The organism is Erwinia sp. S38, from assembly GCF_016624545.1.
In the GTDB taxonomy this organism is placed as follows: Bacteria; Pseudomonadota; Gammaproteobacteria; order Enterobacterales; family Enterobacteriaceae; genus Erwinia; species Erwinia coffeiphila.
Genome location: NZ_JACVTS010000010.1, coordinates 32,484 through 45,815, shown reverse-complemented (window position 1 = coordinate 45,815; position 13,332 = coordinate 32,484). Strand labels below are relative to the sequence as shown.

The following is a 13,332-nucleotide window of genomic DNA, read 5'->3' as shown; positions in this document are numbered from 1 at the left end:
ATTTGCGGCTTTACACTGAGCCTTTATAGTAGATCTACATCACAAGATCGGCGTAATTAGCGACCCCTGATATTTCATTAATATCAGCACCTGCTGATTTTCTTCCAACGTCATCACTATTCGTTATCGATATTTAGTGTTTCATAATAAATAACAGCAATCATTGCAGTTAACCAACTTAAATAAGGCTGTACTTTATGAGTTATATCATATTAAATAAATGTGATTATTTCAGCCATGGATTAAAAAGCGTTATCAATGAAGCAGGCGGTAAAAAAAAGGATATTCATCTGCTGGATAATCTTCCTAACTGCGCACGACTATTACAGCAAGGCTCCACGCAAATAGCGTTTATTTGCGAATCCGTTTACAACACGGAAAACGACAGGGAAGAGATAAAAAAACTGATTGCAATGAATCCGGAAACCCTGTTTATTATCTTTATGCGGGTGGTTCATTCATCATTTGAAGATTACATTTACATCAAGCCGAACGTGGTGATTATGGCGCAGAACGTGTCAATCAGCACCGTAAAAAACCTTGTTGCAAACAACAGGTTAAAGCAGGCCACTCAACCTGTCGGGCTCTACCCGGCTGATGAAACACCGCTGTCGTTCAGCAAGCGCGAGTCTGAAATACTTAATCTCTGGATGAAAGAAAGAAGTTCGGTAGAGATTTCTGAACATATTAACATCAAGCTGAAGACCGTACTTTCTCATAAAAACAATCTGAAGAAGAAAAGTAAATCAAAGCGGACTAAAGTGCTGTTCCAGATAATCAATCTGGCCAAAAGCCTGACTCACGTACCGCATTTGAGTTAGTCGTTTGTTGGTGGGAAGATTGCGCCAACACCAGGGTGTTTTATATAGCAAGTAGCAGGATATGACAGGCGGATATTTTATGTCCGCCTGTCATATTATTAAGCTATGGTGACTTTTTTATCCAGATAGACATCCTGAACGGAATTAATAAGCGCCACGCCGTCTTTCATTGATTTCTTGAATGCTTTACGGCCAAGAATCAGCCCCATTCCTCCGGCACGCTTATTAATCACGGCAGTACGTACGGATTCCGCAATATCGGTATCCCCCGCTGCTGCACCGCCGGAGTTAATCAATCCTGCTCGTCCCATATAGCAGTTAGCCAGCTGATAACGCACCAGATCGATGGGGTTATCGGTGGTCAGCTTGCTGTAAACCCGCTCATCGGTGTGACCGAAGTTCACCGCCTTGTAGCCACCGTTATTTTCCGCCATTTTCTGCTTAACGATATCGGCACCGATGGTCGCCGCCAGATGGTTTGCCTGACCGGTGAGATCCGCACTGGCATGATAATCCACACCGTCTTTTTTAAAGTCGTTGTTGCGCAGATAGGCCCACAGCACCGTGACCAGCCCCAGTTCATGCGCGCGCTCAAACGCTACCGAGATCTCTTCGATCTGACGGCGCGACTGCTCGGAACCGAAATAGATGGTTGCCCCCACGGCAACGGCCCCCAGGTTAAAAGCCTGCTCAACGCTGGCATACAGGGTTTGATCGTACTGGGTAGGATAACTGAGGGTTTCGTTATGGTTCAGCTTGACCATAAACGGAATGCGGTGCGCATAGCGGCGGGAAACGGAAGCCAGCACGCCATAGGTGGAAGCGACGCAGTTACAGCCCGCTTCAATCGCCAGCTCGACGATATTCTTCGGGTCGAAGTACAGCGAGTTTGCGGCAAAAGAGGCGCCGGCGGAGTGCTCAACGCCCTGGTCAACCGGCAGGATAGAGAGGTAACCTGTCCCGGCTAAACGACCGGTGTTATACAGGGTTTGCATATTGCGTAAGACCGCCGGGGGACGGTTATTATCAACCATCACCCGGTCTACGTAATCCGATCCCGGAAGATAGAGGCTGTCTGCTGGAATAGTCATGCAGCGATGTTGCAAAAGAGAATCTGCTTCTTTGCCCAATAACTGTACGATGTCCGTCATGATAACTCCTGTCAAAGGTAGGGAGGGCCACGACACAAGCAACGGTCAAATGGCCCGCTGTTCAGAAATGCGACTGATTTCTGACCTCAACAGGGTGAACCTAAACGGTTAACCAGGCAAATTGCTGACTGGATTTTTCAGACTAATGCGCACAAAAGCGCGTTTGCCCCTGCATTCATTACCACCATTGATGGAAGTGATGCACCGGACCAATCCCCTGCCCGACTTCCAGCGAATCCGCCTGCTCCAGCGCCCCCTGGAGCCAGGTCTTCGCCGCCTGCACGGTTGCCACCCAGTTATCGTGGCGCGGGCGCAGCGCGGCCAGCGCCGCAGAGAGTGTGCAGCCGGTGCCGTGGGTGTGGCGGGTATTCACGCGCGGCGCCGTAAAGCGCTGTTCCAGCTCGCGGGTGAACAGCCAGTCCGGGCTTTCCGACTCGCTGAGGTGGCCGCCCTTCATCAGTACCGCCTGGCAGCCCATCGCCAGCAGCTCCCTGCCCTGCTCGCGCATCTCCTGCTCGTTGCTCGCCATCGGGCAGTCCAACAGAGCAGCGGCCTCCGGCAGATTTGGCGTGATAATCGACACCTGCGGCAGCAGGCGTTCGCGCAGCGTAGCCACCGCCCGTTGCGAGAGCAGCGGATCGCCGCTTTTTGCCAGCATCACCGTATCCAGCACAACCCACGGTGTGATGGCTGCCTGCAAACGCTCGGCCACCACTTCCACAATGTCGGATTCCGCCAGCATACCGATTTTGATCGCATCGATACGTACATCCGACAGCACAGAATCCAGCTGCGCGCCAACAAAATCCGGCTCAATACGATAAACCAACTGCACGCCCCGGGTATTCTGCGCAACCAGCGCGGTGATCACGCTGGTGCCGTAAGCGCCCAGCGCCGAGAACGCTTTCAGATCCGCCTGGATACCCGCTCCGCCGCTGGGATCGGTACCGGCAATGGTCAGTGCATTAATCCGCTTCATGCCAGTTCCTCCGGGGTCAACAGATAAAGCGCATCCAGGAAGGCAGGGATAAAGCTCCCCGGTCCTGATGCGATCGCGGCGGCACGCTCGCCGGCCAGTGATACCACGCGGCAGGCGCTGGCAACGTGGATCAGGCGATCGCCGGGCAGCGAGGCAAAACCCGCCACCACCGCCGACAGCGCACAGCCTGTACCGACCACGCGCGTCATTAACGATGAACCGCCACTGACACTGAGAGTCCGGTGACCGTCAGTAACAAAGTCCACTTCTCCGGTGACCGCCACAACCGCCCCGCTCTGTAAAGCGAGCTTCTGTGCGGCCTGGATCGCGGCATCGGACTGATGCCGGGAATCGACGCCGCGCCCTGAAACGGCTTCCTGCGCCAGCGCCTTGATCTCTGAGGCATTACCACGGATGGCGGCAGGTTGATGATCCAGCAGCTGATGGCAGAATTCGGTACGGAAGGCTAGCGCCCCGACCGCCACCGGGTCCAGTGACCAGCTGCGCCCTGCACGGTTTGCTGACTCCACCGCCGCCAGCATCGCCGCGCTGCGCGAGCGGGTCAGCGTGCCGACATTGACCAGCAGCGCGCTGGCTAGCGCACTAAACTGCGCGGCCTCTTCGGCATCGATCACCATCGCCGGGGATGCACCCAGCGCCAGCAGAACGTTGGCCGTGAAGGTCTGTACCACATCATTGGTCATGCAGTGAATAAGGGGGGATTGCTGGCGGAACAGCGCCAGAGAGTGCGCCACATCGTGGTGGCTGAGGGGAATGGGTTGGCTCATCTATACTCCCAACCGGCGATCAAGAAGGCGATGCCGGTTGGAGGCATCTGACTTCCCTCCGCTGGCATTATCCAGTTCAGGTTATGCGGGTTTTTCTCAGCCTTGTCCTGGGAAAACAGGAGGGGCACCCCGAGTCATTAAACTATATATATCCTAACATACTAAGATCGAGAAAAAATCATTAAATCAGGACAGAGATCTGAACAGATACTCTCGATTTAAATATTTTCTATAACCATTACAAAGCAATCTTCAATAATAAAGATGCGAGGTACTTTACTTAGTCTACTTTCGACCATAAAAGTAATAATGAGAAAAAAATACATCAAGCCAAATTTAATCTCTTAGCCGCAAAATTTACAACTCGGAATAAGAAGAAATTAATCCTTGCAATACGAGTTAGAAAATTCCCATAATTATTCATGATTTTTTTATATTCCAAAAGTGCGTCCCCCTTTAAAGAAATATTATGATCATGTAAAATCAAGATAATATTAATAATATTTCTAATGATTCGCCTATGAAGATTTTTTTTAGTTAGCTGATTATTAGAGATTGAAAGCAAAGATCCCAAAGCATCGATGCTTTTAATATATCCTATAATATTTTTTTCCGACCGTGTAGATTGCATAATTGATCCAAATCTCACGCGGCGGCGAAAAAAACTCTTCTCAGTTATAACAACCTTATCAGCCACAAAAAATAATCTTGGTGTGAATTCTTCATCTTCGTGGATAATCCTTTTGAATTCTAAATTATTATTCACTTGCAAAGAACGTTTAAATATGTAGAGCCATGCATTGGGAAAAAAAACCTCATTTGTGGAAAGCAGGTTGAATGCCTCTTCGCCTGTAGAACAGATTTTTTCCATTCCTCTACGATATGTGGGCAGCCACTCTTTAGTCCCATTATCACTACGTGCAATTTCATCGGGAAAAGATTCTGCTGAAAAAGCGTAGATTTCCATATCAGACTGTTTTTTTATAGTATTATAAAATTCCTCGAGAAGATTTTCTTCAAGCAAGTCGTCAGAATCAAAATAATAAATATAATCCCCTTGAGCTATCCTTGTTCCTACATTCCTAGCCTCACCCAACCCACTATTTTCCGTATGAACTATTTTAACAAAATCCAAACCAGAATAGTGTTTTTCAATTAAATCACCCGATTCATCAGTAGAGCCATCATCTACTATAATTATTTCAAAGGGTTTGATTGTTTGGTTAATCACGGAATTGACTGCTTGCAAGACATATTTACTGACATTATAGACAGGAATGACTATTGAGACTGTCGGCAACGAATCATCATTAATCATAATTTAATTAGCTCACAATCCGGGACGTATTGTGTCCAAGCATCAAAATATGTTGAATTCTTACCATAAGAATTATCCAGAAGTTTAGTTTTAACTCCGAGAAGACAGCATAAAATATGTCCATGCATGCGTGATGTAACAACCAAATCATGAGACATAAAATATTCATTCACGCGATCAACCAATTTATCCGTATAACTACCCCATATTTTAGATACAGGAACAACTCCACTTGACACTGATTTATTTACTTTTTCAAGATTAATAAGGATTCGCATGGCGTTTCGGTCCTTATTTGTACAAATATCTTTCCAATCCTCATATTGAGAAATGTCAGGCTTACCTTCCAATGATGACAAATTTGTCTCTTCTATGTCTTTCCTTATCATCCATAACGTATCTTTTTTGATATTTTCTTTTACCTGAGTTGGAAATACGCCCCACAATGAGTGGGCCATATCCGGACAAAGGAATACATTATCGCAGAATTGCTCTTTCAGAATTTGTTGGCTGCGAGTATCTCGGCAAAAAATTGTTAGATTCTTATGTTGACTTATAATACTCGCGGATTTTCTTTGCTCTTCAGGATCTTTGAAATGTACCGTCTGCGGTAAATAAACAACTTTATGATTAGGGAAATCTAATACTACTTGTTCTCTTAACCGTTGGTGATGACCGTACAAGTCACCAAAATTACCACCACCATGGAGCAATATGATAACATCCTTTGGAAGGTTTTTATTTTCTTTAAGGAATTTCATACTACTTTGGTCAGTGCGACGGGCCAGCACTTGGTATTTTTTTTCTTTAAAAAACTGCTCAGTCCCTTTGTAGATCAGTAAATCACCGACATTTAAATGGAGCGGAATATCCAAGTAAACAACTTTGCTTCCTGGTGGTACAACATCATCGATGACTGACAATTTATTTTTTAAAACATTCATATAATGCATAGTTAGTTTACGCTCTCACAAATCTGCGGATTTTTGGGTTTTTAAAAATCTGTTTTTTAATTTCTACTATAAATGGATGAGTGCTAAACAATAATGTTACCGCAAACACCATCAAGCCTGTTAGTATTTGAAAAATAAGCCTAGCAATCAAACTCATATCAAATGGCTCATACGCACCTAATAACCATGTCAAAACGACCATTGGAAGGGTTAGTTTCATCGGAAGCCAGATACTGTTTACATAAGCACGATAACTAGGGCCCAGAACTGGTTTAATAAGAATAAAGTAGCTTAAGAATGTATTAATTACCTGAACTATCAAAAAACCTAACGCAGCTCCAACTCCTCCAAAATAATATGCACCAATCCAAATTGAAGGAACAAACAAAAACATTTTAAAAACGTTGAATTTAAAACTTATATCTACACGCGCCTTCGCCATTAGCAATGAACCAATTGGATTACCGATTGAGCGCAGTAATCCAATTACACAAAGAACCTGAAGAATAGGTGTTATGAATCTCCACTTCTCACCAAAAACAAGAACAACAAAACTCTCTGAAACGACCATCAAACCCAGTAAAGCTGGGAAGTTTAATAAACCTACTAAGGATAATAATTTATAAAAAACCTCTTTGAGCTTTTCTTTATCATCCTGAATTTTAGAGAAGGCAGGAAATAAAACTCTGGTTATAATTGGATTAAGCCTAGTAGGTGGAACAACGGCAACATTGTAAGCTAAGTTATAACCTCCCGCAACAATGGCTCCAAGAGTTCTTGAAAGAATGAAGGTTGCAAGGTTTGAATTTAATTGGTTAACTAAACTATCGGCCGTTAAGTAAAGCCCGAACTTTAAATTACTTGAAACTGATTTAATTTTAAATATTAATCTTGGGGAATATTCTTTACGTCCAACGTAGGAAAACAGAATTGTTCTCACCACTGCTGCAAACAAATATCCCCACATAGCCGTTATTGCAAATGGATAGATAAGGGCAGAGATTATAGTTACAGAAAAACCGACAAGAGTAGAAACTGTTTCGATCAAACCAATCTTAGAAAACTCTAATTCTTTTTGTAATAACGCTCTAAACTGCTGTCCATGTGGAATAATTATAAAAGCAAAAGCAAGAGTCTCAATTAGTTGTTGGAGATCAATCTGATTAAGACAAGAAGAAATATACTTACTTGAGAAAAAAACAAAAAGAAAAACAGCCAGCCCAATTAATATATTTATCCAGTAGAGTGTAGATAGTTCAATTTGGGTGATACTCTTCCTTTGTATTATAGAATTTGATATACCAAAGTCAGAGATTGTATCTGCAATGATAATTACTACCATCGCGATAGCAAGCAGGCCAAACTGATGTGGCTCCAGTAGACGAGCCAACAACGTCATCTGTAAAAAATTCAAACCAATGTTAGCAATGGTCGAGATAGCGGACCATTTTGCACCTTTTACAGTTTTATCTCTCAAGCTCATAAGATTCTTCTTTGGGTAAGATAGTCGTTAAAATCCTTGATTCATATGATAACAACTATCAGGTTCATCCTTAGTTAATACGCAGCTTTATTGACAAAGCCTTTAAAAAAGGTCAAAAATATAATTTTAATATCCAGCCATATACTCCAACCACGGATATAAATTAAATCATAATCAATGCGCTTCTGCATTTTATCCAAAGTATCAGTTTCACCGCGGAAACCGTTTATTTGTGCAAGCCCGGTAATACCAGGTTTTACTTTATGACGAAGCATATAACCCTCGATCAGTGAACGATATTGTTCATTATGTGCCACGGCATGAGGGCGAGGACCAACTACAGACATTTGGCCGAAAAGCACATTGAAGAATTGTGGCAACTCATCTAAAGAAGTGTTACGTAAAAACTTCCCTAGTTTAGTGACTCGCGGATCGTTTTGCGTAGCCTGGGTCACTTTAGCTCCGTTCTCCATCACTGACATAGTACGGAACTTCCAAACCATTATGGGTTTACCATCCATGCCGTAGCGAATTTGACGGAAGATAACGGGTCCAGGAGAACTCATTTTAACCGCACAGGCTATGACTATCAGAGGTAGAGAAATAAATAGCAAGATAATGGATGATACTACAATATCTTCCATTCTCTTGAAAACCATATTAATACCATTCAGCGGAGTATCAAACAGCGGCACAACAGGGACACCATTAATTTCTTCAGTACGTGATTGAAGAATATTAAAGGTGAAAACGTCGGGTATCAGTAAAACAGAGCAGGTGGTATCCGTTAAACGTTTGACAATATCTTTAATTTTTGACTCATCTTTCATACTCATCGCGATGTAGATACGGTCCAGTTTTCCTTCGCGTGCATCTTCGATTAGCTTTTCAAAATCCCCTGCGTATTTAATACCATTGGTATTTTCAATTGGCTGCTCATCATACACACCGGCAACAACAAAGCCCATCCAAGGCTCATCTTGGAAGCTGCTGATCAAGTTGATGCCGGCTGGCATAGTGCCTACAAGCGCCACGTTACGCGTGTTGTACCCCATCTTTCTTAGTATGCCCGAACCAATACGAATGGCCATACGGCATACAAGAAAACCAGCAACGACAACCAAATACCATTGAATGAATATTTTGAAGCTTAGATCAAAGTCACTTAACAGGGAGCTTAGCCCCAAAGTCAGTAGCAGACTTAACGTCCAGTTCTTGGAGATCAGGATCAGCTCTGCCGAAGATTTCACTCCTCTCCAGGAACGGTAGAAATCGGTCATTCCCCCGATCATTTGAAAGACAACCAAAACCATGAGTGCAATCAATACATGTTTATAGTCAAACTGCCGATCGTTGAAATAGGCGACAACATATAAACCCAGGAAAATAATAGAGATATCTGAAAAACGCTGCACCATTGATATCAATGAGGCATTGGCATTTGAGCGTGTTCGATGATGTAGAATTGTCATTCTAGTGTCACTCTTGTTAGCTGTAGGTCAACAACCTGAAGTGATTAGGTATATTTATAGCATAGGATGATTGCGTTCTTAAATCAGGCTGAGTTCGTGATAAAACCCAACCATGATTAAATCAATAACGAATTTTTTTAGTTTCGTTAAATAAAGACCATTTCTCCTCGACGTAACCAGAAATTTCTTTCTTAAATCGTTCGCTTGAGAAACGCACAGCATTTTCACGGCAGTTTTGCGGGGTGATTGCATCGTCAATTGCATCGAATTTTTTAACAGCTTCCATTACAGATTCAATCGTTTGATGATCGAAGAATATTCCCGTTGGTTTTTCAACTCCGTAAGGGCGAATTGTTTCCAGGGCACCACCTTTACCGAAGGCAATAACTGGTGTACCACAGGCCTGAGCTTCTACCGGAGTAATACCGAAATCTTCCTCTGCAGCGAAAACAAAAGCCTTAGCTCTTTGCATATGATCAACCATAACTTCGTTTGACTGATATCCCATAATTTCAACGTTACTTCCGGCTTTAGACTTAATCTTAGCCATTTCAGAGCCATCGCCAATAACAACTAATTTTTTATCCGGCATTTTACTGAAGGCTTCAACAATCAGATCGATACGCTTGTAAGGCACCATTCGTGAAGCTGTAAAATAGAAATCATCTTTCTTTTCATGCAGTGTAAATCTATCCACATCTACCGGTGGATAAATGACATCAGCTTCACGCCCGTATACTTTCTTAATTCGACGCGCGATGAACTGAGAGTTAGCAATAAAATGATCTACACCGTTTGCCGTTCTATAGTCCCACACTCGGACTTTATGCAGCAACCATTTCGCAAGGAATCCTTTAAGACCTTTATTCAAACCAGCTTCTCGCAGATATTGGTGTTGCATATCCCAGGCATAGCGAATCGGGGAATGCACATAGCTGATATGCAGTTGATCGGGCCCGGTCAGAACTCCTTTTGCAACAGCATGACTGCTGGAAAGCACAACATCATGTTTTGAAACATCAAGCTGCTCAACGGCCATCGTCATAAAAGGCAGATATTTTTGATATTTCTTTTTCGCTGATGGGAATTTTTGAATGAATGTAGTGTTAACTTTTTTATTATGGAAAAGTTTTTTTGCATCATCATTTAAAAACTCGACAACTGAATAAAGCTCAGAGTTTGGATAAACATCCACAAAATCCTTCACTACTCGCTCGGCACCAGCATAAGTCACTAACCAATCAACAACAATGCCAATGTTTTTTTCCGCAGACATATCATACCCTCTGGCTTAAATATTAACCCTGATGAATAGATTATTCATTTATTCTTACATCAAGATTTTTGAAAAAATGAGTTATTCAGGTGGGTGTCCCCACCTGTCAGAAATAAACTACTTGCGTAAAATTTCCAAGATCTCATTCGTTCTTGACTGCATAAGAGCTTCCTCAGCACGAGACTCAACATTCAAACGTACTACTGGTTCAGTGTTTGAACTACGGAGATTGAAGCGCCAATCTGCATACTCAACGCTGATTCCATCTGTGTAATCCACATTGATGGCATCATGCTGATATTTTTCGAGAACGCGGGCAATTGCTTCTTTTGGAGCTGCTAAAGAACTATTGATTTCGCCGGATGCAGGATAAGCAGCCATGCGATCGCCAACCAGTTCGCTGAGGGTTTTGCCTTTGACACACAGCAGTTCGGCAACCAGCAACCAGGGGATCATACCGCTGTCGCAGTAAGCGAAATCACGGAAGTAGTGGTGCGCGCTCATTTCACCGCCGTACACGGCATCTTCCAGGCGCATACGCTCTTTGATGAACGCGTGGCCGGTTTTAGACATCACAGGTACACCACCCGCTCTTTCTACAATGTCTACCGTATTCCAGCTAAGGCGAGGATCGTGAATGATACGCGATCCCGGGTTTTTCTCCAGGAATGCCGCAGCCAGCAGGCCAACAATGTAGTAGCCTTCAATAAAGTTACCCTGGTTATCAAACAGGAAGCAGCGGTCGAAGTCACCGTCGAAGGCGATACCCATATCTGCCTGATGAGCTACAACGGCATCCGTAGTATCCTGGCGGCATTCTGGCAGCAGCGGGTTAGGAATACCATTAGGGAAGTTACCGTCAGGGGTATGGTGAACCTTAATAAACTCTACATTAACCCCAGCCTGCTTAAAGCGGGCCTCAACGGCATCGACAACGTGACCCGCAGCACCATTACCGGAGTTCAGCACCAGCTTCAGTGGGCGATTAAAGTTGTTCAGGTCAACGTAGCTAAGCAGCTTGTCTACATAGGCATCCAGAATCGAAAGCTGCTTGTAAGAACCGCGCTTGCTTTCATCAACGGCAGCAAAATCGTTAGCTTCAGCGAGTTTTTGAATATCGCGCAGACCTGTATCACCGCTGATTGGCTTTGATTCTTCACGCACCAGCTTCATGCCGTTATAGTCTAACGGGTTATGGCTTGCAGTGACTTCAATGCCACCATCGACTTTCAGGTATGAGGTTGCGAAGTAGATCTCTTCAGTACCGGTAAGACCGATATCAATGACGTCAGTACCGGCATCCTGTAGGCCTTTTGCCAAAGCCAGCTTAAGGCCTTCACTTGTCAGGCGAACATCGCCGCCCAGGACCATTTGTTTTGGCTTAAGGTATTCACCGTAGGCACGGCCAATGCGATAGGCGATATCTTCATTAAGCTCTGCACCTAATTTTCCGCGGATATCGTAAGCTTTAAAGCACGTTAATTCACCAGACATATTTTTTCCCTAAAGTTAGCAATGGCCGTAATGGTCTTTTAATCGAATGATGTCATCTTCACCCAGATAGGAACCGGAAGAAATCTCCAGAAGCTCCAGTGGGATTTTCCCCGGGTTTTCCAGCATGTGGACAGAACCGATAGGGATGAAAGTGGACTGATTTTCAGTCAGCAGATAGGTTTTCCCTTCAAGAGTCACTTCTGCAGTTCCTGACAGCACAACCCAGTGTTCCGCACGGTGTAGATGCTTCTGCAGGGAGAACTTGCCACCAGGCTTAACTGTTACGCGGTTAATCTGATAGCGCGGCGCATCAACTACTTTATCGTGGCGCCCCCATGGACGATATGATTCTCGGTGCACTCTGTATTCACGACGGTCATTAGACTTGAGGAATTCAACAACCTTCTTAACGTCCTGAACCTGCGATTTATCGATCACTAACACAGCATCTTTGGTATTAACAATCACCAGATTCTCAACCCCAATTGCAGCTACCAAGGTGTCATCGGTATTGATATAGCAGTTGGAGGTTTTATGCGTGAAGATATCGCCAGTCAGGGCGTTACCATTATCATCACGCTCGTTAACCTCCCAAAGAGCTGACCATGAGCCAACATCATTCCAACCTGCATCCAGTGGGATAACTACGGCATCGGTTGTTTTTTCCATCACTGCATAGTCAACGGACTCGTCCGGACAGGCAGAGAAGGCTTCAAGATCTACGCGAATGAAGTCCTGCACCGAGTCAATCTTCACATCAGCCATTGCCAGCTGGCATGCAGCCAGGATATCCGGTCTGAACTCGCCTAACTCTTCCAGATAACGCTTCGCGCTAAACAGGAACATCCCGCTGTTCCAGTAGTATTCGCCACTGGCAAGGTACTCGGTGGCAGTTGGTAGATCCGGTTTCTCGACGAAGCGTTTTACATTAAACGCTGACTCACCATATGTTTCACCACGTTGAATATAGCCATAGCCCGTCTCTGGCCCTGTCGCAACTATACCAAAGGTGACCAGCTTGCCTTGTTCAGCCAGCGGCGTTGCCAACTGAATTGCCTGGTGGAAAGCATCCTTGTTATCAATAACGTGATCGGCAGCTAAAACAAGCAGCAGCGGATCCTGGCCATTGGCAGTAGCGCTCAGAGCAGCAAGCGCAATAGCGGGTGCAGTATTGCGCCCTACCGGCTCAAGAATAATATTATTTGACAGCTGATTGATCTGACGTAACTGTTCAGCAGCCAAAAAGCGATGTTGCTCATTACAGATCAGCAGTGGCTCAGAAACATTCAGACCATCCAAACGAGTTACAGTATCCTGCAGCATTGATTGTTCGCCATTGAGGCGCAGGAATTGCTTTGGAAAAAGTTCTCGAGACATTGGCCATAAACGGCTACCGGTACCACCGGCCATAATTACTGGAAGAATCATTATTTCACCTTAGTTCCTAATTAGGCATCAAACTTTTCTATTATTCAACTCTTTAGTAAAGAACTCTATGAATAACCCAACGAATTTTTCTGAGCAATAAAAATAAAGCACTCATAATTATAGATTGCGAAAATTAACATAAATGACTCAGAGGATGAACCCCTCTTAA

Annotated in this window: 11 protein-coding genes and 1 riboswitch; of the genes, 1 reads left to right on the top strand and 10 read right to left on the bottom strand. The window is 44.4% G+C overall.

Annotated features, from left to right (window positions below; genetic code table 11):
* Window positions 1-197 precede the first annotated feature (197 nt).
* Window positions 198-821 (top strand): LuxR C-terminal-related transcriptional regulator, encoded by a 624-nt coding sequence (locus IBT46_RS12770; RefSeq protein WP_105591386.1) that lies wholly within the window; start codon window positions 198-200, stop codon window positions 819-821.
* 98 nt (window positions 822-919) lie between these two features.
* On the opposite strand, the gene fbaB is transcribed toward IBT46_RS12770, so the two are convergent.
* The 10 genes from fbaB to IBT46_RS12720 all read right to left on the bottom strand — a co-directional run bounded on the left by fbaB (window position 920) and on the right by IBT46_RS12720 (window position 13,163).
* Window positions 920-1,972 carry a class I fructose-bisphosphate aldolase gene (fbaB, locus tag IBT46_RS12765; RefSeq protein ID WP_200545977.1) on the bottom strand — a complete coding sequence of 351 codons (1,053 nt, stop codon included), beginning with the start codon at window positions 1,970-1,972 and terminating at the stop codon, window positions 920-922.
* 178 nt (window positions 1,973-2,150) lie between these two features.
* Entirely contained in the window at window positions 2,151-2,951 is an 801-nt protein-coding gene (gene thiD, locus IBT46_RS12760; RefSeq protein ID WP_200545976.1) for a bifunctional hydroxymethylpyrimidine kinase/phosphomethylpyrimidine kinase, read from the bottom strand.
* Window positions 2,948-3,739, bottom strand: coding sequence for a hydroxyethylthiazole kinase (thiM, locus tag IBT46_RS12755; protein WP_200545975.1), 792 nt, complete (start codon window positions 3,737-3,739; stop codon window positions 2,948-2,950). The genes thiD and thiM overlap by 4 nt, the downstream gene beginning before the upstream one ends.
* A gap of 36 nt (window positions 3,740-3,775) precedes the next feature.
* A riboswitch (TPP riboswitch) is annotated at window positions 3,776-3,881 on the bottom strand.
* 183 nt (window positions 3,882-4,064) lie between these two features.
* Window positions 4,065-5,057, bottom strand: coding sequence for a glycosyltransferase (locus IBT46_RS12750; protein ID WP_234480106.1), 993 nt, complete (start codon window positions 5,055-5,057; stop codon window positions 4,065-4,067).
* Window positions 5,054-6,001 (bottom strand): polysaccharide pyruvyl transferase family protein, encoded by a 948-nt coding sequence (locus tag IBT46_RS12745; protein ID WP_200546079.1) that lies wholly within the window; start codon window positions 5,999-6,001, stop codon window positions 5,054-5,056. Before IBT46_RS12745 ends, IBT46_RS12750 begins: the two co-directional genes overlap by 4 nt.
* A 16-nt stretch (window positions 6,002-6,017) precedes the next feature.
* Window positions 6,018-7,493: an MOP flippase family protein gene (locus IBT46_RS12740; RefSeq protein ID WP_200545974.1), complete on the bottom strand. Its 1,476-nt coding sequence runs from the start codon at window positions 7,491-7,493 to the stop codon at window positions 6,018-6,020.
* Window positions 7,494-7,567: 74 nt separating this feature from the next.
* Window positions 7,568-8,965, bottom strand: a complete 1,398-nt coding sequence (gene wcaJ / locus IBT46_RS12735; RefSeq protein WP_200545973.1) for an undecaprenyl-phosphate glucose phosphotransferase — start codon at window positions 8,963-8,965, stop codon at window positions 7,568-7,570.
* A gap of 121 nt (window positions 8,966-9,086) precedes the next feature.
* A complete protein-coding gene (locus IBT46_RS12730; protein ID WP_200545972.1) occupies window positions 9,087-10,241 on the bottom strand; it encodes a glycosyltransferase family 4 protein in 1,155 nt (384 codons plus the stop codon).
* A 117-nt stretch (window positions 10,242-10,358) separates the two neighbouring features.
* On the bottom strand, window positions 10,359-11,735 hold the full coding sequence (cpsG, locus tag IBT46_RS12725) for a phosphomannomutase CpsG (protein ID WP_200545971.1): 1,377 nt from the start codon (window positions 11,733-11,735) through the stop codon (window positions 10,359-10,361).
* A 15-nt stretch (window positions 11,736-11,750) separates the two neighbouring features.
* A complete protein-coding gene (locus IBT46_RS12720) occupies window positions 11,751-13,163 on the bottom strand; it encodes a mannose-1-phosphate guanylyltransferase/mannose-6-phosphate isomerase (RefSeq protein ID WP_200545970.1) in 1,413 nt (470 codons plus the stop codon).
* Window positions 13,164-13,332 lie beyond the last annotated feature (169 nt).

Excerpts from the sequence above, each read along its gene's own strand:
- IBT46_RS12770 (WP_105591386.1), top strand. The coding sequence starts at position 198 with ATGAGTTATATCATATTAAATAAATGTGATTATTTCAGCCATGGATTA.
- fbaB (WP_200545977.1), bottom strand. The coding sequence starts at position 1,972 with ATGACGGACATCGTACAGTTATTGGGCAAAGAAGCAGATTCTCTTTTG.
- thiD (WP_200545976.1), bottom strand. The coding sequence starts at position 2,951 with ATGAAGCGGATTAATGCACTGACCATTGCCGGTACCGATCCCAGCGGC.
- thiM (WP_200545975.1), bottom strand. The coding sequence starts at position 3,739 with ATGAGCCAACCCATTCCCCTCAGCCACCACGATGTGGCGCACTCTCTG.
- IBT46_RS12750 (WP_234480106.1), bottom strand. The coding sequence starts at position 5,057 with ATGATTAATGATGATTCGTTGCCGACAGTCTCAATAGTCATTCCTGTC.
- IBT46_RS12745 (WP_200546079.1), bottom strand. The coding sequence starts at position 6,001 with ATGAATGTTTTAAAAAATAAATTGTCAGTCATCGATGATGTTGTACCA.
- IBT46_RS12740 (WP_200545974.1), bottom strand. The coding sequence starts at position 7,493 with ATGAGCTTGAGAGATAAAACTGTAAAAGGTGCAAAATGGTCCGCTATC.
- wcaJ (WP_200545973.1), bottom strand. The coding sequence starts at position 8,965 with ATGACAATTCTACATCATCGAACACGCTCAAATGCCAATGCCTCATTG.
- IBT46_RS12730 (WP_200545972.1), bottom strand. The coding sequence starts at position 10,241 with ATGTCTGCGGAAAAAAACATTGGCATTGTTGTTGATTGGTTAGTGACT.
- cpsG (WP_200545971.1), bottom strand. The coding sequence starts at position 11,735 with ATGTCTGGTGAATTAACGTGCTTTAAAGCTTACGATATCCGCGGAAAA.
- IBT46_RS12720 (WP_200545970.1), bottom strand. The coding sequence starts at position 13,163 with ATGATTCTTCCAGTAATTATGGCCGGTGGTACCGGTAGCCGTTTATGG.